The 24,745-nt window shown below is 60.1% G+C and carries 19 protein-coding genes, 2 tRNA genes and 1 pseudogene; 21 read left to right on the forward strand and 1 reads right to left on the reverse strand.

The features are described 5' to 3' along the window. The 21 genes and pseudogenes from tuf to HHJ18_RS18030 form a co-directional block, all read left to right on the forward strand. A pseudogene (tuf, locus tag HHJ18_RS17930) lies at positions 1 to 158 on the forward strand (elongation factor Tu); the annotation flags it as partial. Between the two features lie 73 nt (positions 159 to 231). Next, positions 232 to 307 (forward strand) — tRNA-Trp (locus tag HHJ18_RS17935). 142 nt (positions 308 to 449) lie between these two features. Then, positions 450 to 833 carry a preprotein translocase subunit SecE gene (gene secE, locus HHJ18_RS17940; protein WP_296917413.1) on the forward strand — a complete coding sequence of 128 codons (384 nt, stop codon included), beginning with the start codon at positions 450 to 452 and terminating at the stop codon, positions 831 to 833. Between the two features lie 20 nt (positions 834 to 853). Next, the gene (gene nusG / locus HHJ18_RS17945) at positions 854 to 1,429 is read left to right on the forward strand and encodes a transcription termination/antitermination protein NusG (protein WP_296917569.1); all 576 of its coding nucleotides are present in this window, start codon (positions 854 to 856) and stop codon (positions 1,427 to 1,429) included. Positions 1,430 to 1,563: 134 nt separating this feature from the next. After that, the gene (gene rplK / locus HHJ18_RS17950; RefSeq protein WP_011485322.1) at positions 1,564 to 1,998 is read left to right on the forward strand and encodes a 50S ribosomal protein L11; all 435 of its coding nucleotides are present in this window, start codon (positions 1,564 to 1,566) and stop codon (positions 1,996 to 1,998) included. After that, entirely contained in the window at positions 1,995 to 2,690 is a 696-nt protein-coding gene (rplA, locus tag HHJ18_RS17955) for a 50S ribosomal protein L1 (protein WP_296917415.1), read from the forward strand. The genes rplK and rplA overlap by 4 nt, the downstream gene beginning before the upstream one ends. A 280-nt stretch (positions 2,691 to 2,970) precedes the next feature. Further along, complete coding sequence (rplJ, locus tag HHJ18_RS17960) at positions 2,971 to 3,507, forward strand: 50S ribosomal protein L10 (RefSeq protein ID WP_296917416.1); 537 nt, start codon at positions 2,971 to 2,973, stop codon at positions 3,505 to 3,507. Between the two features lie 28 nt (positions 3,508 to 3,535). Continuing rightward, positions 3,536 to 3,910, forward strand: coding sequence for a 50S ribosomal protein L7/L12 (gene rplL, locus HHJ18_RS17965; protein ID WP_296917418.1), 375 nt, complete (start codon positions 3,536 to 3,538; stop codon positions 3,908 to 3,910). A gap of 340 nt (positions 3,911 to 4,250) precedes the next feature. Then, positions 4,251 to 8,363, forward strand: coding sequence for a DNA-directed RNA polymerase subunit beta (gene rpoB, locus HHJ18_RS17970; protein ID WP_296917420.1), 4,113 nt, complete (start codon positions 4,251 to 4,253; stop codon positions 8,361 to 8,363). Between the two features lie 27 nt (positions 8,364 to 8,390). Next, positions 8,391 to 12,611 (forward strand): DNA-directed RNA polymerase subunit beta', encoded by a 4,221-nt coding sequence (gene rpoC, locus HHJ18_RS17975; RefSeq protein ID WP_296917422.1) that lies wholly within the window; start codon positions 8,391 to 8,393, stop codon positions 12,609 to 12,611. 335 nt (positions 12,612 to 12,946) lie between these two features. Further along, entirely contained in the window at positions 12,947 to 13,540 is a 594-nt protein-coding gene (locus HHJ18_RS17980) for a LemA family protein (RefSeq protein ID WP_296917424.1), read from the forward strand. 86 nt (positions 13,541 to 13,626) lie between these two features. Beyond that, complete coding sequence (locus HHJ18_RS17985; protein ID WP_296917426.1) at positions 13,627 to 14,646, forward strand: M48 family metalloprotease; 1,020 nt, start codon at positions 13,627 to 13,629, stop codon at positions 14,644 to 14,646. Positions 14,647 to 14,698: 52 nt separating this feature from the next. Beyond that, entirely contained in the window at positions 14,699 to 15,031 is a 333-nt protein-coding gene (locus HHJ18_RS17990; protein WP_296917428.1) for a c-type cytochrome, read from the forward strand. 18 nt (positions 15,032 to 15,049) lie between these two features. After that, positions 15,050 to 16,384 (forward strand): NAD(P)/FAD-dependent oxidoreductase, encoded by a 1,335-nt coding sequence (locus HHJ18_RS17995; protein ID WP_296917430.1) that lies wholly within the window; start codon positions 15,050 to 15,052, stop codon positions 16,382 to 16,384. Between the two features lie 108 nt (positions 16,385 to 16,492). Next, positions 16,493 to 17,842, forward strand: coding sequence for a 16S rRNA (cytosine(967)-C(5))-methyltransferase RsmB (rsmB, locus tag HHJ18_RS18000; RefSeq protein WP_296917432.1), 1,350 nt, complete (start codon positions 16,493 to 16,495; stop codon positions 17,840 to 17,842). Next, on the forward strand, positions 17,823 to 18,479 hold the full coding sequence (locus HHJ18_RS18005) for a DUF4390 domain-containing protein (protein ID WP_296917434.1): 657 nt from the start codon (positions 17,823 to 17,825) through the stop codon (positions 18,477 to 18,479). The genes rsmB and HHJ18_RS18005 overlap by 20 nt, the downstream gene beginning before the upstream one ends. Positions 18,480 to 18,553: 74 nt before the next feature. Next, positions 18,554 to 20,785, forward strand: a complete 2,232-nt coding sequence (locus HHJ18_RS18010) for an ATP-binding protein (RefSeq protein ID WP_296917571.1) — start codon at positions 18,554 to 18,556, stop codon at positions 20,783 to 20,785. A gap of 93 nt (positions 20,786 to 20,878) precedes the next feature. Continuing rightward, positions 20,879 to 21,553 (forward strand): response regulator, encoded by a 675-nt coding sequence (locus tag HHJ18_RS18015; RefSeq protein WP_296917436.1) that lies wholly within the window; start codon positions 20,879 to 20,881, stop codon positions 21,551 to 21,553. A gap of 57 nt (positions 21,554 to 21,610) precedes the next feature. Continuing rightward, positions 21,611 to 21,686: transfer RNA gene (locus HHJ18_RS18020), tRNA-Phe, on the forward strand. A gap of 161 nt (positions 21,687 to 21,847) precedes the next feature. Then, the gene (locus HHJ18_RS18025; RefSeq protein ID WP_296917437.1) at positions 21,848 to 22,630 is read left to right on the forward strand and encodes a c-type cytochrome; all 783 of its coding nucleotides are present in this window, start codon (positions 21,848 to 21,850) and stop codon (positions 22,628 to 22,630) included. 63 nt (positions 22,631 to 22,693) lie between these two features. Further along, positions 22,694 to 23,026 carry a hypothetical protein gene (locus HHJ18_RS18030; RefSeq protein WP_296917439.1) on the forward strand — a complete coding sequence of 111 codons (333 nt, stop codon included), beginning with the start codon at positions 22,694 to 22,696 and terminating at the stop codon, positions 23,024 to 23,026. A 209-nt stretch (positions 23,027 to 23,235) separates the two neighbouring features. Here the strand turns inward: HHJ18_RS18030 and HHJ18_RS18035 are convergent, their stop codons facing one another. Next, positions 23,236 to 24,567 (reverse strand): cation:proton antiporter, encoded by a 1,332-nt coding sequence (locus tag HHJ18_RS18035; RefSeq protein WP_296917441.1) that lies wholly within the window; start codon positions 24,565 to 24,567, stop codon positions 23,236 to 23,238. Between the last annotated feature and the right edge of the window lie 178 nt (positions 24,568 to 24,745).

The raw sequence follows: 24,745 nt of genomic DNA on the forward strand, positions 1-24,745 counted from the left end.
AGTTGCCAGAAGGCAAAGAGATGGTGATGCCGGGCGACAACGTGTCAATCACGGTCAAGCTGATCAACCCGATCGCCATGGAAGAAGGCTTGCGCTTCGCCATTCGCGAAGGCGGCAAGACCGTTGGTGCCGGCGTTGTGGCAAAGATCATCGCGTAATGAGTTTGTTTTTGGGAATAGTCCAATAAAAGCCAAGCTTTCTTTGTTCTGTCCCCCACTGATTGAGAGATGAAGGGGTATAGCTCAATTGGCAGAGCGTCGGTCTCCAAAACCGAAGGTTGTAGGTTCGATTCCTACTGCCCCTGCCACCCGGCTTTTGATGCGTGTCGCTAACGTTTCAGCAGTGCAGGTGGTTTGAAAAGATAACAAGCAAGCCCGCCCGGAGTGAAACTTCAGGTGGGCTTAAGCGTCTGTCAAGACGCACGAAGAATGAACAGGAAATCCGGCAACATGGCCTCTTCTCAAGTTGAAACCGTCAGCACCAGCGCCGACAAGGCCAAGCTCGGTCTGGCCATTGCGTTGGTTGTGGCTTCTCTAGCGGGTTTTTATCTGCTGAGCAAGCAGGGCCAGGTTGTGCAGTGGGGGGCGCTGATTGCGGGCCTGGTGGCGGCCGTGGTGGTGTTTGTGACCTCGGAGTCGGGCAAGCAGTTTGTGGCCTTCGGACGGGACTCTGTACGCGAAGTGAAAAAAGTTGTCTGGCCCAGCCGTAAAGAGGCAATGCAGATGACGGCTTATGTGTTCGGCTTTGTCGTGATCATGGCCTTGTTTTTGTGGTTGACGGACAAGGCGCTTGAATGGGTGTTTTACGACCTGATCTTGGGATGGAAAAGATGATGAGCGATTTGAACGGCGCGATGGTCAGCCAAGTAGCGGCGGGTGCCTCCCTCACGCCGACCCCCGGCATGCAGTGGTATGTTGTACACGCTTATTCCGGCATGGAAAAAGCGGTCGAGCGCAATATTGTTGAGCGCATCAACCGCGCCGGAATGCAGTCCAAGTTTGGTCGCTTCCTGGTGCCCACCGAAGAAGTGGTCGAGATCAAGAACGGACAGAAGAAAACCACGGAGCGCCGCTTCTTTCCGGGTTACGTGCTGGTCGAGATGGTGATGGACGACGAAACCTGGCACCTGGTGAAACACACCAACAAGGTCACAGGATTTGTCGGTGGCGCCAAGAACCGGCCGGCGCCGATTTCTGAAGAAGATGTCCAGAAAATCGTCAACCAGATGCAGGTAGGCACAGAGAAGCCGCGTCACAAGGTTGAATTTGAAACGGGCGAATATGTCCGCGTCAAAGATGGTCCGTTCACCGACTTCAACGGCACGGTCGAAGAAGTCAACTACGACAAGAACAAGGTTCGTGTTTCGGTCACGATTTTCGGACGTGCGACACCAGTAGAGCTGGAATTCAGTCAGATCGAAAAGACCTGACACCCCTCCGGAATTTCGCGCTTTGCAACTCGGCGCGGATGATTCTTCTGAATCATTATTGAGTTGTGTAACCCCGGGGAGCCCGAGCCTGTCATGTACAGCGTTCAGGCGTTATGACCCGCAAGGAGAAAAGTATGGCGAAAAAAATCGTCGGCTTCGTCAAGCTGCAAGTACCAGCTGGCAAGGCCAATCCATCACCGCCTATCGGCCCTGCGCTGGGTCAGCGCGGCTTGAACATCATGGAATTCTGCAAGGCATTCAATGCCCAGACCCAGGGCGTCGAGCCAGGCCTGCCGCTGCCCGTGGTGATTACCGCGTACGCGGACAAGAGCTTTACATTCATCATCAAGACGCCTCCGGCCGTCACGCTGATCAAGAAAGCCATCAAACTTGATAAGGGTTCGGCGACGCCGCATACCGCCAAGGTTGGCAAGATCACCCGCGCTCAGCTGGAAGAAATCGCCAAAACAAAAATGAAAGACATGACTGCGGCCGATCTCGACGCGGCAGTTCGTACTATTGCTGGTTCTGCCCGTTCCATGGGTGTGACGGTGGAAGGGGTTGTATGAGCAAGCTGACCAAACGTCAAAAAACTGTCGGCGACAAAATCGACAGCAACAAATTGTACGCATTGCTTGATGCCCTGGGTCTTGTTAAAGAGTTTGCCGTCGCCAAGTTCGATGAGTCCATCGATGTGGCCGTGCAACTCGGCATTGATGCCAAGAAATCCGACCAGGTCGTGCGCGGCGCGGTCGTGTTGCCCAACGGCACCGGCAAAACCAAGCGCGTTGCAGTGTTTGCCCAGGGCGCCAAGGCTGAAGAAGCCAAAGCCGCCGGTGCCGACATTGTTGGCATGGACGATCTGGCTGCCGACATCAAAGCGGGCAAGATGGATTTCGACGTGGTGATTGCTTCCCCCGATGCCATGCGCATTGTCGGTACGCTGGGCCAGATTCTGGGCCCCCGTGGCTTGATGCCTAACCCGAAGGTGGGCACCGTGACGCCTGATGTCGCTACTGCGGTTAAAAACGCCAAAGCCGGCCAGGTCCAATTCCGTGTGGACAAGGGCGGGATCGTGCACGGCACGATTGGCCGTCGTTCGTTTGACACCGCCAAGCTGCAAGGCAACCTGGCTGCGTTGATCGATGCGCTGGTCAAGGCCAAGCCCGCTACCAGCAAAGGTGTGTATTTGAGGAAAGTGGCAGTTTCGTCAACGATGGGTGTGGGCGTGCGCGTCGACACGCAGACCATCTCGGCGTAAGTACAAAGATTTGGACGGCTCGAAAGAGTCGTTCGATGTGGTGGGCTGCCGGAGTTTTCTCCGGCAGGTCATCCAAGACCGTTGGTGTGCCGACCTGAGTGAAATAACTTTTGGGCCAGGCACTTAATCGAAAGACAGCCAACGCAGATGGCGGTCCCGCTGCTTGAATGGTTTTGCAAGGAATCTGAAAACAGTTGGTCGCTGAATTTGAGCGTGTTGAAGGGTTAATAGCAGGCGAAAGCAGGCTGAGACCCGACGATGCATTTTTAAGGAGTAGACCTTGAGTCTCAATCGCAGTGAGAAACAAGCCGTCATTGATGAAGTGACAGGACTCGCCGCTAAAGCTCAAACGCTCGTGATGGCGGAATACCGTGGCATCACGGTCGCTGATATGACCAAGCTGCGCAGCCAAGCTCGCGACAGAGGCGTGACCCTGAGTGTTCTGAAGAACACCCTGGCTCGCCGTGCCGTGGCCGGTAGCGCATTCGAAGTCGTGTCCGACCAGATGACCGGGCCGCTGATCTACGGCTTTTCCACCGATGCTGTAGCTGCTGCGAAAGTAGTGGCTGACTTCGCGAAAACCAACGACAAGTTGGTGATTCGCTGTGGCGCATTCGGTGGCAAAACCCTGGACGTGAACGGCGTGAAGCAACTGGCCAGCATTCCTCCGAAGGACGTGTTGCTGGCTATGTTGTGTGGCTTGCTGATGTCGCCCATATCGCGTACGGCCGTTGTGCTGGCCGCGCTGGCAGCGAAAAAAGGCGGCGGCGAAGTGGCTGTGGCGGACGAGCCTGCTGCTGAAGCCGCAGCGGCTTAATTTGTACCAACTTTTTTAGGAAATCAAAATGGCATTCGACAAAGACGCATTTTTGACCGCGCTGGATAGCATGACGGTCCTCGAACTCAACGAACTGGTGAAAGCCATTGAAGAGAAATTTGGTGTGAGCGCGGCAGCCATGTCGGCTCCTGCAGCTGGCGGTGGTGGTGCAGCTGCGGCCGTTGAAGAGAAGACCGACTTCAACGTCGTGCTGCTTGAGGCTGGTGCCCAAAAGGTGCAAGTTATCAAAGCAGTTCGCGAACTGACCGGTCTGGGCCTTAAAGAAGCCAAGGATCTGGTGGATGGCGCTCCGAAGAACGTCAAAGAAGCCATTCCAAAGGCCGACGCAGAAGCTGCCAAGAAAAAGCTGGAAGATGCCGGCGCGAAAGTCGAACTGAAGTAATTCTTGCGTTTGCAAAGGCTGGAAGACCCAAGTCGGGCTTCCAGCCTTTCGTGTTTCAAGGAGTACACCGCAAAAGAAGCCCTCGGGCCGGTTCTGCGGTATTCAAGAAACACCTAATAGGGCGAATGCCCCTTCTGGTGTTTCAAGAAACACTGGAAAAAAGATTGCCACAGTCTTTTTTCCAGTGTTTTCTGACCCCGACTGCAGAAAACGCCTTGGTTCGGGTGACATGCAATCTGTCACTGTCCGCCATGGTTGGTAGTGGCCAACCACCAAGCTGTCTGAATACGTGGTGTATTCGGGCACGAGAGTCATCAGAGCCCATCAACGCGGAGAACTCATGGCCTATTCTTATACCGAACGTAAACGCATCCGCAAAAGTTTCGGCAACCGCGAAAGCGTGTTGACCGTTCCCTATCTACTGCAAATGCAGAAGGACGCTTACACAGCGTTCCTGCAAGCCGATCGTGCACCGCAAAAGCGCACTGTTGAAGGCTTGCAGGCAGCGTTTGAGAACGCCTTTCCTATCGTCTCGCACAACGGCTTTGTCGAGATGAAATTCCTTGAGTACAACCTGGCCAAGCCCGCATTCGACGTGCGCGAGTGCCAGACCCGTGGACTGACCTTCGCCTCGGCGGTACGCGCCAAGGTGCAACTGATCATTTATGACCGCGAGTCGTCCACCTCGCAGTCCAAGGTCGTCAAGGAAGTCAAGGAGCAGGAGGTTTACATGGGCGAAGTGCCGCTCATGACCGACAAGGGCTCTTTCGTGATCAACGGCACCGAGCGCGTCATCGTGTCGCAGCTGCACCGTTCGCCAGGCGTGTTCTTTGAACACGACAAGGGCAAAACCCACAGCTCGGGCAAACTGCTGTTTTCGGCCCGCATCATTCCTTACCGCGGCTCATGGCTGGACTTCGAGTTCGACCCGAAAGACATCCTGTATTTCCGCGTTGATCGTCGCCGCAAGATGCCGGTGACAATTTTGCTCAAGGCGATTGGCCTGAACCACGAATCCATCCTGGCCAACTTCTTTGTGTTCGACAACTTCCGTTTGATGGACAGTGGCGCGCAGATGGAGTTCGTCGCTGAGCGCATGCGCGGAGAAGTTGCCCGTTTTGACATCACCGACAAAACCGGCAAGGTAGTTGTTGCCAAAGACAAGCGCATCACGGTTCGCCACACCCGCGAGCTGGAGCAAAGCGGCACCACCACAATCAGCGTGCCTGAAGATTTCCTGGTAGGCCGTGTGGTCGCCAAGAACATCGTCGACGCCGAAACCGGTGAGATCATTGCCAAGGCCAACGATGAGCTGACCGAAGTACTGCTCAAGAAGTTGCGGACGTCGGGCGTACATGACCTGCAGGTGCTCTACACCAACGAATTGGACCAGGGCTCTTACATTTCGCAAACCCTGCGTTCGGATGAGACGGCCGACGAATTTGCGGCGCGCGTAGCGATTTATCGCATGATGCGCCCAGGCGAGCCGCCGACGGAAGACGCCGTGCAGGCCTTGTTCCAGCGTCTGTTCTACAACCCGGACACCTACGACCTGTCCCGAGTTGGCCGCATGAAGTTCAACGCCCGTGTCGGACGCGAGTCTTCCACCGGCCCCATGGTCATGACCAACGAGGACATCCTCGCTGTAGTCAAGATCCTGGTGGACTTGCGTAACGGCAACGGCGAAGTAGATGACATTGACCACCTTGGCAATCGCCGGGTGCGTTGCGTCGGTGAGCTTGCTGAAAACCAGTACCGCACCGGTTTGGCGCGTATCGAAAAGGCCGTGAAAGAGCGTCTCGGTCAGGCTGAGCAAGAGCCGCTGATGCCGCATGACCTGATCAACAGCAAGCCGATCTCCGCTGCGCTGAAGGAATTCTTCGGTGCCTCGCAGCTGTCGCAGTTCATGGACCAGACCAATCCGCTGGCCGAGATCACCCACAAGCGCCGTGTTTCGGCCCTTGGCCCCGGTGGTTTGACGCGCGAGCGCGCAGGCTTTGAAGTGCGCGACGTGCACGTCACCCATTACGGCCGCGTCTGTCCGATTGAAACGCCGGAAGGTCCGAACATTGGTTTGATCAACTCGCTGGCCTTGTATGCCCGCCTCAACGAGTACGGCTTTATTGAAACGCCGTACCGCCGTGTGGTGGACACCAAGATTACCGACCAGATCGATTACCTGTCTGCCATTGAAGAAGGCAAGTACGTGATTGCGCAGGCCAATGCGCTGCTCGATGACGCTGGCAAGCTGACCGGCGATCTGGTGTCTGCGCGTGAAAACGGTGAATCCGTGCTGGTGGGCGCAGAGCGCGTGCAGTACATGGATGTGTCACCGGCGCAGATCGTCTCGGTGGCTGCCTCGCTGGTTCCTTTCCTGGAACACGATGATGCCAACCGCGCGCTGATGGGCGCCAACATGTCGCGTCAGGCCGTGCCCGTGCTGCGTCCGGAAAAGCCGCTGGTGGGCACCGGTATCGAGCGTGTGGCGGCGGTGGACTCGGGCACGGTGGTGACCGCCAACCGTGGTGGCGTGGTCGACTACGTCGATGCGACCCGCATTGTGGTTCGCGTCAACGATGCCGAGGCGCTTGCTGGTGAAGTCGGTGTGGACATCTACAACCTGATCAAGTATCAGCGTTCCAACCAGAACACCAACATTCACCAGCGTCCGATCGTAAAAATTGGCGACAAGCTGGCCAAGGGCGACGTGATCGCCGACGGCGCATCAACCGATCTGGGTGAGATCGCGATCGGCCAGAATATGCTGATCGCGTTCATGCCATGGAACGGCTACAACTTCGAGGATTCGATCCTGATCTCGGAACGCATCGTCGCGGAAGACCGCTACACCTCGATTCACATCGAGGAACTTGTGGTGATGGCGCGTGACACCAAGCTGGGCTGCGAAGAGATTACCCGCGATATTCCCAACCTGTCCGAGCAGCAGCTCAACCGCCTTGACGAGTCCGGCATCATTTATGTCGGCGCTGAAGTCCAGCCGGGCGACACCCTGGTCGGCAAGGTCACGCCAAAAGGCGAGACCACGCTGACGCCGGAAGAAAAGCTGCTGCGTGCGATCTTCGGCGAGAAGGCCAGCGACGTGAAAGACACTTCGCTGCGCGTGAGCCAGGGATCGCAGGGTACCGTGATCGACGTGCAGGTTTTCACCCGTGAAGGCATTGTGCGCGACAAGCGTGCCCAGCAGATCATTGATGACGAGCTCAAGCGTTTCCGCCTGGACCTCAATGACCAACTGCGTATTGTGGAAGCCGATGCGTTTGACCGTATCGAAAAACTCCTCAATGGCAAGGTCGCCAACGGGGGGCCGAAGAAGCTGGCCAAGGGCACCAAGATTGACAAGGCCTACCTGGCCGACGTCGAGAAGTACCACTGGTTTGACATTCGTCCCGCAGACGACGAAGTCGCTTCGCAACTGGAAAGCATCAAGAACTCGATGGAGCAGACGCGCCACAGTTTCGACCTGTCTTTCGAAGAAAAGCGCAAGAAGCTCACGCAGGGTGACGAGCTGCCGGCTGGCGTGCTCAAGATGGTCAAAGTTTACCTGGCCGTCAAACGCCGGCTGCAGCCGGGTGACAAGATGGCTGGCCGTCACGGCAACAAGGGTGTTGTGTCCAAGATCGTTCCGGTCGAAGACATGCCCCACATGGCCGACGGTACGCCGTGCGACATCGTGCTGAATCCGCTGGGCGTGCCTTCGCGCATGAACGTCGGTCAGGTGCTCGAAGTGCACTTGGGCTGGGCCGCCAAAGGCTTGGGCCAGCGCATTGGTGACATGCTGCAGGCCGAGTCTAAAGTGGTCGAATTGCGCAAGTTCATGGACACCATCTACAACCGTTCCGGTCGCATCGAGGACTTGGCCAAGCTGTCCGATACCGATATTCTTGAGATGGCCAGCAACCTGACGACCGGTGTGCCTTTTGCAACGCCGGTGTTCGACGGCGCTTCGGAAGAAGAGATCATGGCGATGCTGCAGCTGGCCTACCCTGACGACATCGCACAGGCCAAAGGCTTGACGGCGACGCGTACCCAGGCCCAGCTGTATGACGGACGTACCGGCGACCCGTTTGAGCGGACCACCACCGTGGGCTATATGCACTTTTTGAAGCTTCACCACCTGGTGGACGACAAGATGCACGCCCGCTCGACCGGTCCTTACAGTCTGGTCACGCAACAGCCTCTGGGTGGCAAGGCGCAATTCGGCGGCCAGCGTTTCGGCGAGATGGAGGTCTGGGCGCTGGAAGCCTATGGCGCTGCCTACACGCTGCAGGAAATGCTCACCGTCAAGTCCGACGACGTGCAGGGTCGCACCAAGGTGTACGAAAGCATTGTCAAGGGCGAGCACGCGATCACGGCGGGCATGCCCGAGTCGTTCAACGTGCTGGTCAAGGAAATTCGTTCGCTCGGTATTGATATCGAGCTGGAACGCAGTTAATTCACAGGAAAGAAAAGGATTTAACCCATGAAATCATTACTCGACCTGTTCAAGCAATTTACGCCCGATGAGCATTTTGATGCCATCAAGATCGGCATGGCCTCGCCCGAGAAGATCCGTTCGTGGTCTTTCGGTGAAGTCAAAAAGCCTGAGACCATCAACTACCGTACCTTCAAGCCAGAGCGCGACGGTCTTTTTTGCGCCAAGATTTTTGGCCCTATCAAAGACTACGAATGCCTGTGCGGCAAGTACAAGCGCCTCAAGCACCGTGGTGTCATCTGCGAGAAGTGCGGCGTTGAAGTCACGCAGACCAAGGTCCGCCGCGAACGCATGGGTCACATTGACCTGGCCGCACCGTGCGCGCACATCTGGTTCCTGAAGTCGCTGCCTTCGCGTCTGGGCCTGGTGCTTGACATGACGCTGCGCGACATCGAACGCGTGCTTTATTTTGAAGCGTACGTGGTGACCGACCCCGGCATGACCCCGCTGAAGAAATTCAGCATCATGTCGGAAGACGACTACGACGCCAAGCGCAAAGAATACGGTGACGAGTACACCGCCAAGATGGGCGCCGAAGGCATCAAGGACTTGCTGGAAAGCCTCGACCTCGACGTTGAAATCGACAAGCTGCGCAACGATCTGACCGGTTCCGAAATCAAGATCAAGAAAAACGCCAAGCGTTTGAAATTGATGGAAGCGTTCAAGAAGTCCGGTATCAAGCCGCACTGGATGGTGCTCGACGTGCTGCCGGTGCTGCCGCCCGATCTGCGTCCGCTGGTGCCGCTCGACGGAGGCCGTTTTGCCACTTCCGATCTGAACGACCTGTACCGCCGCGTCATCAACCGCAACAGCCGCCTGCGCCGTTTGCTGGAACTCAAAGCGCCCGAAATCATTGCCCGCAATGAAAAGCGCATGCTGCAGGAAGCTGTGGACTCGCTGCTTGACAACGGCCGCCGCGGCAAGGCCATGACGGGCGCCAACAAGCGCGCCCTCAAGTCGCTGGCCGACATGATCAAAGGCAAGTCGGGCCGTTTCCGCCAGAACTTGCTGGGCAAGCGCGTCGACTATTCGGGCCGTTCGGTGATTACCGTGGGCCCGACGCTCAAGCTGCACCAGTGCGGTTTGCCCAAGCTGATGGCGCTCGAACTGTTCAAGCCCTTCATCTTCTCGCGCCTCGAAGCCATGGGCATTGCGACCACCATCAAGGCGGCCAAGAAAGAAGTTGAATCCGGCACGCCAGTGGTGTGGGACATCCTGGAAGAGGTCATCAAAGAGCACCCGGTGATGCTCAACCGTGCGCCTACGCTGCACCGTCTGGGCATCCAGGCCTTTGAGCCCATCCTGATCGAAGGCAAGGCGATCCAGCTGCACCCGCTGGTCTGCTCGGCTTTCAACGCCGACTTTGACGGCGACCAGATGGCCGTTCACGTGCCGCTGTCGGTGGAAGCGCAGATGGAATGCCGCACCTTGATGCTGGCTTCGAACAACATTCTGTTCCCGGCCAACGGCGAGCCGTCCATCGTGCCGTCGCAAGACGTGGTGCTGGGTCTGTACTACACGACCCGCGACCGTACCAACGGCAAAGGCGAAGGCCTGGTGTTTTCCGACACCGGAGAAGTGCGCCGCGCCTTCGACGCGGGCGAACTTGACCTGAACGCCCGCATCAGCGTGCGCCTGACCGAGTGGACCAAGGATAAGGAAACGGCTGAGTTTGTGCCCTCGACCAAGCTGTGGGAAACCACCGGCGGTCGGGCGCTGTTGTCCGAAATTCTGCCCAAGGGCCTGCCGTTTTCCAACATCAACAAGGCCTTGAAGAAGAAGGAAATTTCCAAGCTCATCAACGTGTCTTTCCGCAAGTGCGGCTTGAAAGAGACCGTGGTGTTTGCCGACAAGTTGCTGCAGTCGGGCTTTCGTTTGGCGACCCGTGCCGGCATCTCGATTTGCATCGAGGACATGCTGGTGCCCAAGGAAAAGCACAACATCATTGCGCGCGCACAGAAAGAAGTCAAAGAGATCGAGCAGCAGTATGTCTCCGGTCTGGTGACCTCCGGCGAGCGCTACAACAAGGTGGTGGACATCTGGGGCAAGTCGGGCGACGAAGTCTCCAAGGTCATGATGGCCCAGCTTTCGAAAGAAAACGTCATTGACCGCCACGGCAAGGAAGTCGAGCAAGAATCCTTCAACTCCATCTACATGATGGCCGACTCCGGCGCCCGCGGTTCGGCTGCGCAGATTCGCCAGGTTGCCGGCATGCGCGGTTTGATGGCCAAGCCCGACGGCTCCATCATCGAGACGCCGATCACCGCCAACTTCCGCGAAGGCCTGAACGTGCTGGAGTACTTCATCTCCACCCACGGCGCCCGTAAGGGTCTGGCTGACACAGCACTGAAAACCGCCAACTCCGGCTACCTGACGCGCCGTTTGTGCGACGTGGTGCAGGATCTGGTGGTGACCGAAGACGACTGCGGCACGCAAGATGGCTCGCTGATGCGCGCCATCGTCGAGGGCGGCGAAGTCATCGAGTCCTTGCGCGACCGTATCCTCGGCCGCACCGCGGTCGAAGACATACTGCACCCCGAGAACCGTGCAGTGCTGGCCAAGGCTGGCGTCATGCTGGACGAAGACCTGATCGAAGAACTCGAAGTCGCTGGCGTGGACGAAGTCAAGGTGCGTACCGCGCTCAATTGCGAGACCCGCTTTGGCCTGTGCGCCAAGTGCTACGGCCGCGATCTGGGTCGTGGCGGCCTGATCAACATCGGCGAGGCGGTCGGTATCATCGCTGCGCAGTCGATTGGCGAGCCCGGCACGCAGCTGACGATGCGGACCTTCCACATCGGCGGTGCGGCATCGCGCGCGGCGATAGCATCGAGCGTGGAAGCCAAGTCCAACGGCGTGATCGGTTTCAACGTGCCGATGCGTTATGTCACCAACACCAAGGGTGAACTGGTGGTGATTGCACGTTCCGGCGAGATCGTCATTCATGACGAGCATGGCCGTGAGCGTGAGCGTCACAAGGTGCCGTACGGTGCAACTCTGGCTGTCAAGGCCGACCAGACCATCAAGGCCGGTACCATTCTGGCCAACTGGGATCCGCTGACGCGTCCCATCATTACCGAGTTCGCCGGCAAGGCGCAGTTCGAGAACGTGGAAGACGGCGTTACGGTGGCCAAACAGGTCGACGAGGTCACGGGTCTGTCCACCTTGGTGGTGATTGATCCGAAGCGCCGCGGCGCCACCAAGGTGATTCGCCCGGTGGTCAAGCTGATTGACGCCAACGGAAACGAAGTCAAGATCCCCGGCACCGATCACTCGGTGACGATTGGCTTTCAGATCGGCGCGCTGGTTCAGGTGCGTGACGGTCAGGATGTTGGCCCTGGCGAAGTGCTGGCCCGTATTCCGGTCGAAGGCCAGAAGACGCGCGACATCACCGGCGGTCTGCCGCGTGTCGCCGAGTTGTTCGAAGCCCGTACGCCGAAAGACAAGGGCACGCTGGCCGAGATGACCGGTACCGTGTCGTTTGGTAAAGAGACCAAAGGCAAGGTTCGCCTGCAGATTACCGACCCGGAGGGCAAAGTCTGGGAAGACCTGGTGCCCAAGGAGAAGAACATTTTGGTGCATGAAGGCCAGGTGGTGAACAAGGGCGAATCGATTGTGGACGGCCCGGCCGACCCGCAAGACATCCTGCGCTTGCTGGGCATGGAGGAGTTGGCCCGCTACATCGTCGACGAAGTGCAGGACGTGTACCGTCTGCAGGGCGTGAAGATCAACGACAAACACATTGAAGTGATTGTTCGCCAGATGCTGCGCCGTGTCGTGGTCGAAAACGTTGGTGGCTCGAGCTACATCGCCGGCGAGCAGGTCGAGCGTTCGGTCATTTTGGACACCAACGACGCACTGCGCGCCGAAGGCAAGCTTGCGGCCACCTTCAGCAACTTGCTGCTCGGTATTACCAAGGCCTCGCTGTCGACCGACTCGTTTATCTCCGCGGCTTCCTTTCAGGAAACCACCCGCGTGCTCACCGAGGCTGCCATCATGGGCAAGCGCGACGAGTTGCGCGGTCTGAAAGAGAACGTGATCGTGGGCCGGCTGATTCCTGCCGGTACCGGCATGGCATACCACGAGGCGCGCAAAGCCAAGGACCTGATGGACGACGCCGAGCGTCGTGCCATTGCCGAGGCGGAAGCAGCCGAGCTGGATGCGCTGGCTGTTCCGGCTGAAGCCGGCGGCGAAAGCACTGCGGCCGAGTAAGCCGTCTTTGCGCCTAGCGCCCTGAAAAGCGCCAGCCCCACACCCTGCAAAGGTGTGGGGTTTTTTTTTGCCTATGTATTTGGTGCAGCGAGGCGGCTGGTGGTTGCGGCAAGTCAATTCGCCTGAAATTCCAATAAAATAGGCCGCTTGCCCAATGATTACGGGCGTGAGCAGCTATTGAATTAATAGCATGTCGGGTGCGCCGACGATTCAGCGGTTGCAGGCTCCACGCTGGCCCGGGCCGCGCAAAACCAGTTAACCTCACCGCAACTGACGGCAAAGCGATATGTCCAGCTCCGCTCTTGGATTGCAGAACCAGTTTCAAGGAACCTCTCATGCCCAGCAATACCCTGGTGTCTATCGTCGTATTTGCCATGCTGGTGTTCTGGGCAGTGGGCGCTTACAACCGCCTGGTGCGGCAAAAAAACATCATCGCCAATGCTTTCGGCCAGATTGATGTCCAGCTCAAGCGCCGCTACGACCTTATTCCCAACCTGGTGGAGACCGCCAAAAAATACCTGCAGCATGAGCAAAGCACGTTGGAGGCCGTGATCGCTGCGCGCAACCAGGCGCGCAGCGCCAGCGACGCGGTGCGAAGCCGGCCGGCCAGCGCTGCTGCGGTGACCGCGCTGGGTGCGGCGGAGCAGGCGCTGGATGGCAGCCTGGTGCGCCTGTTTGCGGTCGCCGAAGCCTATCCCGAACTCAAGGCCGACCAAACCATTCGCGAGCTCAACGAGGAACTCACCAGCACCGAAAACAAAGTCGGCTTTGCCCGGCAAGCCTACAACGACGCGGTACTCGACTACAACAATGCGCAAGGGCAATTTCCGGCCGTTCTGATCGCCCGCCTGTTTGGCTTTGTGCCGTCGGCCATGCTGCGCGCCACCGAGAGCGCGGCAGAGCGCGCGGCCGTCCGCATCCAGTTATGACCCCCACGCTCCCCACTTCGTGTGGTTCGCTGCTCCCCGAGGGGGCAGGAAGCTACACGCACTGAGCGACCGTAGGGGCCTAACAGATGCGATTTTTTGACCGACAAGAACAAGCCCGGGCGCAAACCGTACGCCTGCTGCTGCTGTTTGGGCTGACGCTGCTGGTATTGCTGCTGGCCGTCAACGCGGCGCTGGCGCTGACCTGGCGCGTGGTGGCGCCAGGCTTCAACGGCTATCCGGCCTATTTTTTTACTGTCAATAGCGCCGTGACGCTGCTGTTCGTGCTGGGCGGCTGGTGGCTGGAGACCTCGGCGTTACACGGCGGCGGCGTCACGCTGGCGCGTCGCGCTGGCGCCCGCGAGGCCTGGCCGGCCAGCCGCGAGGCCGAGCAGAAGTTTTGCAACATCGTCAGCGAGCTGGCGATTGCCGCCAGCATAAAAGTACCCCAGCCCATGGTACTGACCCGCGAGGAGGGCATCAACGCCTTTGCCGCCGGCTGGGACGAGAGCGATGCCGTGGTGGCCGTCACGCAGGGCGCGCTTGACCATTTGACGCGCGACGAACTGCAGGGCCTGGTGGCGCACGAGTTAAGCCATTTGCGCGAGGGCGATACCCGGCTGAACATGCGGCTGACCGGCATGGTGTTCGGGTTGGAGATGATTTTCAACCTGGGCTGCAGCATGTGTGAGCCGGGCGACGACGGCCACCGCTCCTTGCTGGCCCTGCCAGGCTTTGCCATCAAGGCAACCGGCTCGCTTGGCTGGCTGGCGGGTCGGGTGTTGCAGGCGGCAGTGTCGCGCCAGCGTGAGTTTCTGGCTGATGCGCGCGCCGTGCAGTTCACCCGCAGCAAAGACGGTCTGGGCGGCGTGCTACGCAAGGTGGCGGGCCAGCAGTCAGATTCAGATGGAGACGCAGGCATCAGGCGGCGCAGCCTGCAGCCGGCGCTGCAGCACATGCTGCTGGTCAGCAGCAACACCCAAGGGCTCTGGTTAGCCAGCCATCCGCCGCTGGCCGAGCGCATACGCCGCATTTATGGCCGGCCAATGGCGGCCTTGTCGCTGCGGCGCGATGATGGGGCCGTGACGCGGCCCGCTGTTATTTTCTGATGGCGCCGGGCACTTGTTGATTGAGTGGATAGTGCAAGTTTCAGGAGATTTCATGAAAAGCAAAACCCTGGGCGGCCTCGCGCTGTCAGTGATCTGTGTGGCGCTCAGCCCGCTGGCGCAAGCGCAGAGCGCTGGCGGCCAGCAGGCGCTGTACGCCGCCAGCCTGGCCGCCAGCTGCGCCAACTGCCACGGCACCGAGGGCAGGGCGGTGCCAGGCTCACGCGTGCCCGCGCTGGCCGGACTCGACAAAGCCTACTTGGTCGCGCAGATCAACGCCTTCAAAAGCGGCGCCCGCCCGGCCACGGTAATGCAGCAGATCGGCAAGGGCTTTAACGACGCGCAGATCGAATCGCTCGCCAGCTATTTTGCCGCCCAGAAAAAATAAGCCTGAAGGACGGATCCCATGAACACGACTCCTCATCGCGCTGATCGCCCAGGCGTCCAGCGCCGCACCTTGTTGCAAGCGACGGCGGCCTGGAGTCTGCTGGGCCTGGCCGGATGCGCCGGTAGTAGAGGTAGTGGCGGTCAGCTGTCCGGCATTCCCGCCAAGGCCACAGTGGTGGTGATCGGCGGGGGCTACGGTGGTGCCACGGCTGCCAAATACCTGCGTCTGCTGTCCGGCCACCAGATCGATGTCGTGCTGATCGAGCCGCAGGCCGCGTTCATCTCCTGCCCGCTTTCCAATCTGGTGCTCAGCGGCGCCAAGCAGCTCAGCGATCTCACCGTGTCTTATGCGGGCCTGAGCAGAAACCATGGCATCCGGCTGATTCGCGACAGCGCCAGCGCCATTGATACCGCGAAGAAAACCGTCACGCTGGCAGGCGGCGCCAGCATGGCCTACGACAAGCTGGTGGTGTCGCCCGGTGTTGAGCTGATGTGGGACAGCGTTGACGGTCTGCAGGAGGCCAACGCCTCCGGGCAGATTCTTCAGGCCTGGAAGGCTGGCGCCGAAACCGCGCTACTGCGCAAGCAGTTGCAGGCCATGCCCGATGGCGGGGTTTATGCCATCGCCATTCCCGAGGCGCCGTACCGCTGCCCACCCGGCCCGTACGAGCGCGCATGCGTCATTGCCGGCTACTTCAAGGCCGCCAAGCCGCGCAGCAAGGTGCTGATTCTCGACGCTAACCCGGACGTCACGTCCAAAGGCGCGCTCTTCAAAAAGGTCTGGGCTGAGCAGTACCCGGGCATCGTCGAGTACCGCAGCCAGCACAGGGTCATAGCGGTCGATGCGAAAGCCGGCCTCATCAAGTTCGATGTGCAGGACGACGTCAAAGCCAGCGTGCTGAACGTCTTGCCGGCAATGCGCGCAGGCGCCATCGCCGTGCAGGCGGGGCTCAACAACCAGGCCGATCAACGCTGGTGCGGCGTGAATTTCCTGAGCTTTGAGTCCACTGCCGCCAAGGATGTACATGTGCTGGGCGATGCTATCCAGGTGGCGCCGGCCATGCCCAAGAGCGGTCACATGGCCAACAACCACGGCAAGGTGGCCGCCGCCGCAATCGTGGCGCAGCTTGCGGGCTGGGAGGTCAATCCCGCCCCCATGCTGACCAACACTTGCTACAGCTTTGTCGACAACCAGAACGTGATCCATGTGGCCAGCGTGCATGAGTACGTGGCGCTGGAAAAAACCTTCAAGGCGGTCGCTGGCGCCGGCGGTGTCAACGCCGGCCCGAGCTCGCTGGAAGGGGAATACGCCTTGAGTTGGGCCAACAACATCTGGGCCGACATGCTGCTGTAACTAGGTGTCGGCGGCCCGTCGCGCGGGGGCTGGTCTAATAGATGCCGCACCGTCCGTTTCAGGACGGTTTTACCGCGGGCCCTGATTCGGCCGGCCGCTACGAAACCGATGCCAGACCAACCCACCCCCGTCCCCTCCACACAAATCCCCTTATGGCGCCAGCTGCAGGGCGCCGCTTCTTTGCTGATGGCCGTTAGGGATGGCCAGTCGATGACGCCCGCGCTGGAAGACGTTGAGGCCGCGTTGCGCCCCGGCGTGCAGTCGCTGGGCTTTCATGCACTGCGCTGGCTCGGTCGCGCCGAAGCGCTGCGCCAGCAACTGGCCCGGCGCCCGCCGCCACCCGAGGTCGACGCGCTGCTGTGTGTGGCGCTGGCGCTGATCTGGACCGACGAGGACGCGCCCTACACCGCCCACACCCTGGTCGACCAGGCTGTTGAAGCGGCTAAGCGCAGCGAAGGCACGCGCCACCAAGCCAGCTTCATCAATGGCTGTCTACGGCGCTTTTTGCGCGAACGCGATTCTCTGGTGGCCTTGACCGAAAACAATCCGCAAGCGGTCTGGAACCACCCGCAATGGTGGATAGACCGGGTGCGCAAAGACCATCCGACGCACTGGCAGGTGATCTTGCGCGCCAACAACAGCCGGGCTCCGCTGATTTTACGAATAAATGAACAAAAAACGACTCAAGCCCAATACCTACGGGCGCTAGCAGCTATTAATATAGTAGCGTCTCCAGTCGGCAAACAAGGCGTTATCCTGGCCGCCGCACGCCCCGTGAGCGCCTTGCCGGGCTTTGCCGAAGGGCATTTTTCAGTGCAGGACGCCGCCGCCCAACTGGCCGCGCCTTTGCTGCTGGAGGGGCTGGCGGCTGGCGCCGCTGATGGCCGCTTGAATATCCTCGACGCCTGCGCTGCGCCCGGCGGCAAGACCGCCCACTTGCTGGAACTGGGCGATTGTGCCGTGACCGCCCTTGACATCGATGCCAAGCGCTGCGGGCGCATCGTGCAAAACCTGCAGCGCCTGGGCCTGCAGGCCGACATCAAAGTGGGTGACGCCGGCGCGCCTGATAGCTGGTGGGACGGTCGGTTTTACGACGGCATTTTGCTGGATGCGCCTTGCACCGCCTCGGGCATCGTGCGGCGCCACCCCGACGTGCGCTGGTTGCGCCGTCCCACCGACATCGCCCAACTTGCCAGCATCCAGGCGCATTTGCTAGCCACCTTGTGGCCCCTGCTCAGACCCGGCGGGCGCCTGCTGTACTGCACCTGCTCGGTTTTCAGCGCAGAGTGTGACATCCAGATACAAACGTTTGTTGCGCACCACACGGATGCCTTATTAATGCCCTCGCCCGGGCATTTACTGCCCCAAGTCAGCGCCGGAGCCGCCGTCTTCCCGGACAATTTGCTGCGTGAGCATGACGGTTTCTATTACGCACTTCTTGAAAAACGCAGCCCTTGAAACGATAGGCTGCGCGACGCGCAGCATAGTGCGCTGCCTGTGGTGCTGGTGCCTGGGCGCGCTGTTGGCGGCAGCCGTCCAAAGCGCCGCCCTGGCCACCGAGCTCTCCCAGCTGCGCCTGGAGCGCGCCGATGACGGCGTTTATCTGTCTGCGCTGGCCCAATTTGAGCTTCCGCCCGTGGTGGAAGACGCGCTGCTCAAGGGAATTCCGATGTTCTTTGTGGTCGAAGCCGACATCTATCGCTACCGCTGGTACTGGACCGACGTGCAGGCAGCCAGCGCCGCCCGCACCATGCGGCTGGCTTATCAGCCCCTGACCCGACGCTGGCGTGTCAACATTGCCTCCGGCCTGATCACCAATTCCGCCGGCCTGCGCGCCACGCTCAATCAAAACCACGACACCCTGGCCGAAGCGCTGTCGGCGATCCAGCGCGTCGCCCGCTGGAAGATCGCCGAGTCTGCGGAAGTGGATCGGGACGCCGCGTACAGGCTTGAATTCAGTTTCCGGCTGGATCTGTCCCAGTTACCTCGCCCTTTCCAGATCGGCATGGCAGGGCAACGCGAATGGGACATTTCCGCACAGATCACTGCACCGCTCAAACTGGAGCCGTCCGCCAGCACTGAAAGCGCCAAGTGAGTCAGCCGGCCAACGTGACATCGATCAAAAGCAGCCGGGCCTTTCGCTGGACCGTAGGCGTTGGCGTGGGCGCCATGGCGGCGCTCGGTCTGGTGCTGTTGTTCCTGCTGACGCAGGCCACCGGCAACCGCGATCTCTACGAGCGCAACTACGCGCTGCTGTTTGCGCTCAATGTCGCTGTCGCCGCTTTGCTGCTGCTGGTGATTGGCTGGATTGTGCTGCGCCTGGCGCTGCGCCTGCGCCGCGGGCGTTTCGGCAGCCGCCTGCTGGTCAAGCTGGCAGCCATCTTCGCGCTGGTCGGCCTGCTGCCTGGCCTGATGATTTATGTCGTGTCCTACCAGTTCGTGAACCGTTCCATTGAGAGCTGGTTTGACGTGGAGGTTGAAGGCGCTCTGGCGGCGGGCCTGAGCTTGGGGCGCGCCACGTTAGACACTTTAGCCATAGACCTGGCCAACCGAACGCGGCAGGCTGCCACGCAATTGTCAGAGACCCCCGATGCCTCGGCTGGCCTGGCACTGGAGCGCCTGCGCGACCAGCTGAATGTCAACGACGTGGTGCTCTGGAGCGCGTCCGGTCAGATGATCGCCAGTGCTGGCGAATCGCGGTTTTTGATCAATCCCGAACGCCCGTCGGTGCAGCAACTGCGCAGCGCCCGCGCCCAGCGCGTCATCACGCAGATCGAAGGCCTGGAAGAAGTCGTGCCCGGCGGCAAGGGCACGCTGGCGGCCGGTAACGGTACGGGCCCTCCAGCTGCTGCCAATGCAGCCGGCCGGGCGCCACGCGTTAAAGCCATAGCCGTGGTCAACAACTCCAGCGCCAAGGTGCTGGGGGAGTCGCGCTTTTTGCAGGTGACCGACGCACTGCCCGCCGCCTTGGTGGCCAACGCCATCGCCGTTCAGGAAGCCAACCGCGAATACCAGGAACGCGCGCTGGCGCGTGGCGGCTTGCGCCGAATGTACATAGGCACACTCACGCTCAGCCTTTTTCTGGCCGTGTTCGGCGCGGTGTTGCTGGCCGTGCTGTTGGGCAACCAGCTGGCCAAGCCCTTGCTGGTACTGGCCGAAGGCGTGCGCCAGGTAGCGCTGGGCGACCTCACGCCCAAGGCCGCGCTGCAGGGTAAAGACGAGCTTGGCGGGCTGACGCGTTCGTTTGCCGACATGACGCAGCAGCTGGCCGATGCCCGCTCAGCCGTGCAGCAAAGCATGAGCCAGGTCGACGCCGCGCGCGCCAACCTGCAGACCATCCTGGACAATCTCACCGCCGGCGTGATCGTGCTGGACATGGGCGGCCGCATCCAGTCCAGCAATCCTGGCGCCACCCGCATACTGCGCGCGCCGCTGGCTGCATACCACGGCAAAGCGCTGGGCGAAGTGCCTGGTCTGGAGCTGTTTGGCAAGGATGTCCAGGCGCAGTTTGCGGACTATCTCGGTGAAAATGCAGCGCGAGGGCTGGAGCACTGGCAGCAGTCGTTTCAGCTCAATGCCGCCATGCCGGGCGCACCCGATAACGCCGTCACGCTGATTGCGCGCGGCGCCAAAATGCCAGGCACCGAAGAGTTTTTGCTGGTGTTCGATGACATCTCAGAAATGGTTTCTGCCCAGCGCGCGCAGGCCTGGGGCGAAGTGGCGCGCCGCCTCGCGCACGAAATCAAGAACCCGCTGACGCCCATTCAGCTTTCCGCCGAGCGCCTTGAGATGAAGCTCACCGGCAAGGTCGGCGCGCCCGAGCAGGCGCTGCTCACCAAGTCCGTCAAAACCATCGTCGACCAGGTTGACGCCATGAAGCGGCTGGTCAACGAATTTCGCGACTACGCCCGCCTGCCCGCTGCCGAGCTCAAGCCGCTGGACCTCAATGCGCTCATCAGCGAAGTGCTGCAGCTCTACCTCCATGACACCAGCGGCGACCACGCATTGCTGCCCATTTACACCGAGCTCGATGGCAATGCCCCGCATATTCAGGGCGACGCCGCGCAGCTGCGCCAGATCATTCACAACCTGCTGCAAAACGCACAGGACGCCCTGGAAGGCAAAGACGCTGGCCGCATCACGTTGAAAACCGACTACTCAGAAACCTCCAGACGCGTGCGCCTGAGCGTGCGCGACAACGGCAGCGGCTTCCCCGAGCACATTCTCAAACGTGCCTTCGAGCCTTACGTGACGACCAAGGTCAAAGGCACTGGACTGGGCCTGGCAGTGGTCAAAAAAATTGCCGACGAACACAGTGCGCGCATCGACATTTCCAACCGCATGGCAGAGGGAAAAATAGAGGGCGCGCAAGTATCGTTATCATTCGCGGTAGTGGCATAGCAGCGTACTGCGCCACGCACCCGTCAGAACATTCAGTAACACTCCACATCCGACCAAAACATCGGCAATAAACGGCAGGGCAACAATTCAATCATGGCAAACATTCTGGTGGTCGACGACGAGCTGGGCATACGCGACCTCCTCTCCGAAATTCTCAATGACGAAGGCCATCAGATCGAGCTGGCGGAAAACGCCGCGCAAGCCCGCGCCGCCCGCAGCCGCGCCCGGCCAGACCTGGTACTGCTCGACATCTGGATGCCCGACACCGATGGCGTGACGCTGCTCAAGGAGTGGTCTTCCAGCGGACTGCTCACCATGCCCGTGATCATGATGAGCGGCCACGCCACCATAGACACTGCGGTAGAGGCCACCAAGATTGGCGCCATGGCCTTTCTGGAAAAGCCCATCACGCTGCAAAAATTGCTCAAGGCCGTGGAGCAAGGCCTGACCCGAACGGCAGCGCGCAAACCCCTGAGCCTGAACGCCGCACTGCACCCGACCGACCTCACCGTCGAGTCCATCATGACCGGCGGCATCTTGCCTGTGCCGGTGGATTTGGGCCCGCAGGCCACGCAGAGCTTTCTGCTGGAAAAACCTCTGCGAGACGCACGTGACGAATTTGAGAAAGCCTACTTCGAATTTCACCTCGCCAAAGAAGGTGGCTCCATGACCCGGGTGGCTGAAAAGACCGGCCTGGAGCGCACCCATCTGTACCGCAAGCTCAAGCAGCTCGGCGTCGATCTCACGCGCGGCAAGCGCGCCGTTTGAACATCAAGCCTTCACTGCGTCGAAGACGCTCGCCGCTGATATATAATTTGCCGCTCAGGCCCGGTAGCTCAGTCGGTAGAGCAGAGGATTGAAAATCCTTGTGTCGGTGGTTCGATTCCGCCCCAGGCCACCAAAGTTCTTAATTAAATTAACGGGTTACGTTTCATGCGTAACCCGTTTTTTTTTGTGATGTGTCAACCAGCTGTCAACGGCGCTAATGGGTTGAGTTGTACCGCTTCTTGCAAATGCTCTGGCGAACGCAACTACCGGGTTGGTTTCATTGAAAGAAATATCATGCACCCGAATAAATTCGTATCCATTGCGCGCAGGAAAATCCATTTGGCAGCCGCATTCCTGTTGCTCTCATCTTGGTTTGCCGTTGGGCCGGCAGGGGCTCAGACCTGGAAAAGCCACTTGAGCGCTGACGAGCCTGAAGCCCTCTACCGGCACTATTGTTCGTCATGCCACGGCGCGAAAGGCGACGGCAAGGGCCTCGGAGATTTCGTACTCGAACCTCCACCGAAAAATTTCACCTCTAAAGAAACGCGGCAAGAGTTGTCGCGCGCCCACATGATCGAGGTGCTCAATAAGGGCACGCGAAAAAAGGGAAAGCGCACGGGCATGATAGCGTTCAAAGACAACCTTAGCCCCCAGCAGATCGAGTCGGTGGTGGACTACGTCATTGTCACGTTCATGGACGGAAAGTTGGCGCCGAAAGCCCAGGTCCACGCCGGCCATGACCATTCCGCGGAGACAGTCAAGACGGTGGATTATCCGTACGGCCTCACGCCCAACGCGTCACGCGGACAATCGATTTATTCGGCCAGTTGCCAATCGTGTCACGGGGAAAAAGGCGATGGGCGCGGCAGCCCCGCGCAGATGGGCTCGATTAATCCTCGAAGCTTTCGTGACGCCGATTTCGTCAAGTCTGTCAGCGGGTTTTCGTTATTCTCGGCAGTTTCGCGCGGTCCTGGCCATATGCCCGTTGGGCAACAGATACTGCCCAATCAGGACATAGCGGACGTCTCCGAGTACGTCCTACGGACTTATTCCAAGCCGCGCCCGCCCCAGCCGTGAGTTGCACAGCTCTGAGCGGCCGGGGAGAAGCGGTACCATTGCCGCTCATCAAACAGGACATTTATGAATACTACAGCCCAGCGAATCGTCAGCGCATTGCAGCAGCTAGAGCAGTTCTTGCCTGGACATCACAGCGCTTCGCCAGACTATGCTGAGAATGTTCTAACCGGTGCACGGGTTGCACCAGTGCCAGATCCGTCTGATGAAGGCGATGGTTTTCTTACTGTGACGTTTCCTGGTGGTCACGCCATGAAAGTAAATGGACGCCTCTATCTCCATCTTCAGATAATTGAAAGCGCACGGTTTGAGGCGGATGGGGATGATGGAAATATTACAGTGAGCCAGCGCGTTGCTCAACTTTCAGAGCATCTTCGGCGTAAGTACGAACTTAACTGAGGCGTTAATAAGCCTGCACTCAGGGAACCCCCCGCTAGCCCAATAAGCACGCTACCTGAAAACGCTAAATAATTCTTTGCAATAAGGCAGCAAACCGCGCCAGCGTTCAGACAAGTGGCTTCGCGACACTGTCGCTAGAACTGTGGCCTTGCGCGGCGCTGATGGTTTTTGTGGCAGGTAAGCCCAAGAGAGCCGCCATTTCCGCCTCCCTACGGTCCATCCGCCCCAGCCCGCGGACCACGGGCCTTCGGCTTGCGCGCCTCGTAGCGCTTCATCAGCGGCGTGACCGAGATGCCGTGCGCAATCACCGAGGCCACCACCACGGCGAGGGTCAGGGACAACAGGCGCTCGGCCAGTGCGGGTTTGATGTGGTGGCTGATGGCGTACAGCAGGTAGTACAGCGAGCCAATGCCGCGAATGCCGAACCAGGCGATCAGGCGGCGTTGCGCGCCCCTGACCGGTGTGCCTAGCAGGCCTATATACACCGCCAGCGGGCGAATCAGCAGGAACAGCACCGGGATGAACCACAGCACCTCGCTGCGAAACTTCACGCTGGCCACCAGCACGCCGACGGCCAGCACAATGCCGACCTCGACGAAGCTCTCCAACTGGCTGTTAAAGCGCTGCACCGCGTTCATCATGTGCGCCGGCGCCTCGGCGCCCGTCGCTTCTCGCTCTGATTCGCTGAGTTCCGCGGCCGGTTCGGTCAGCGGCTGCGGTTTCGATTCGTCGATGCGGCGCAGCGCCAGCCCGGCGGCAAATACCGCCAAAAACCCATAGGTGAGGGTGAGCAGCGCCAGCCCGTAGGTCAGGGCGATCAGCCCCAGCGCAATGAATTCGTCCGAGCCCAGCGCCTCGCGATGCCGCATGCGCAGATAGATGATGGCGCGGCCCACCAGCGTGCCCAGCAAATAGCCCAGAGCCAAGCCGCCCGCCACGGCCCACAGCACATCGACCGCCCACCAGCGCCAGCCGCCTTCGCCCAACTCATGCAGGCCCAGCAGACCCAGGCCCAGCATGACAAAGGGAAAGGCCGTGCCGTCGTTCAGCCCGCCTTCGCCGGTCAGGCCAAAGCGCAGGCGGTCGCGGTCGCCCGGGTTGGACACCTGCACGTCCGAGGCCAGCACCGGATCGGTAGGCGCCAAAATCGCGCCCAGCAGCACCGCCGCGCCCACCGGCAAATCCAGCGCAAACACGCCCAGCGCAGTGACGGCGCCTACCGTGACCAGCATGGACAGCGTGGCCAGTTGCACCGGAATGCGCCAGCGCCAGTCCTTCAGCGGCAGTTCCAGCTTCATGCCGGCAGTGAACAGCGAGATAAGCACGGCTACTTCGGTCAGTCGCTCCAGCAGCACCACGTTTTTGATGGCGTCGAGCTTGAGCAGACCCAGGCCCAGCGGCCCGATGGCGACGCCGGCGATCAGGTAGAGCATGGCCGCGCTCAGCGGCAGGCGGGCAATGAAGGAGCCGGCCAGCGTCATGGCGATCAGCAGCAGGCCGACGATGATGCTGCCGGCGATGAAGTCGGACGGCTCCGTCATGGCCGGCGCGGCGCGCGCAGCCGAGGGCCTGCGCAAAACAGTTGGTAACTCATTCGCACAGCTTAAGGCCAACAGCGCTGGCGTGACGCTTGACGTGCGCCGCCGTGGCGGGCGCAGGCCGGCCGCGCCCGTCTGCCGGGTTAATGATGAAATGAGGCTCTAGCCCTTTATCCATATG

This window comes from Polaromonas sp. (assembly GCF_012927455.1).
Classification (GTDB): Bacteria; Pseudomonadota; Gammaproteobacteria; order Burkholderiales; family Burkholderiaceae_C; genus Polaromonas.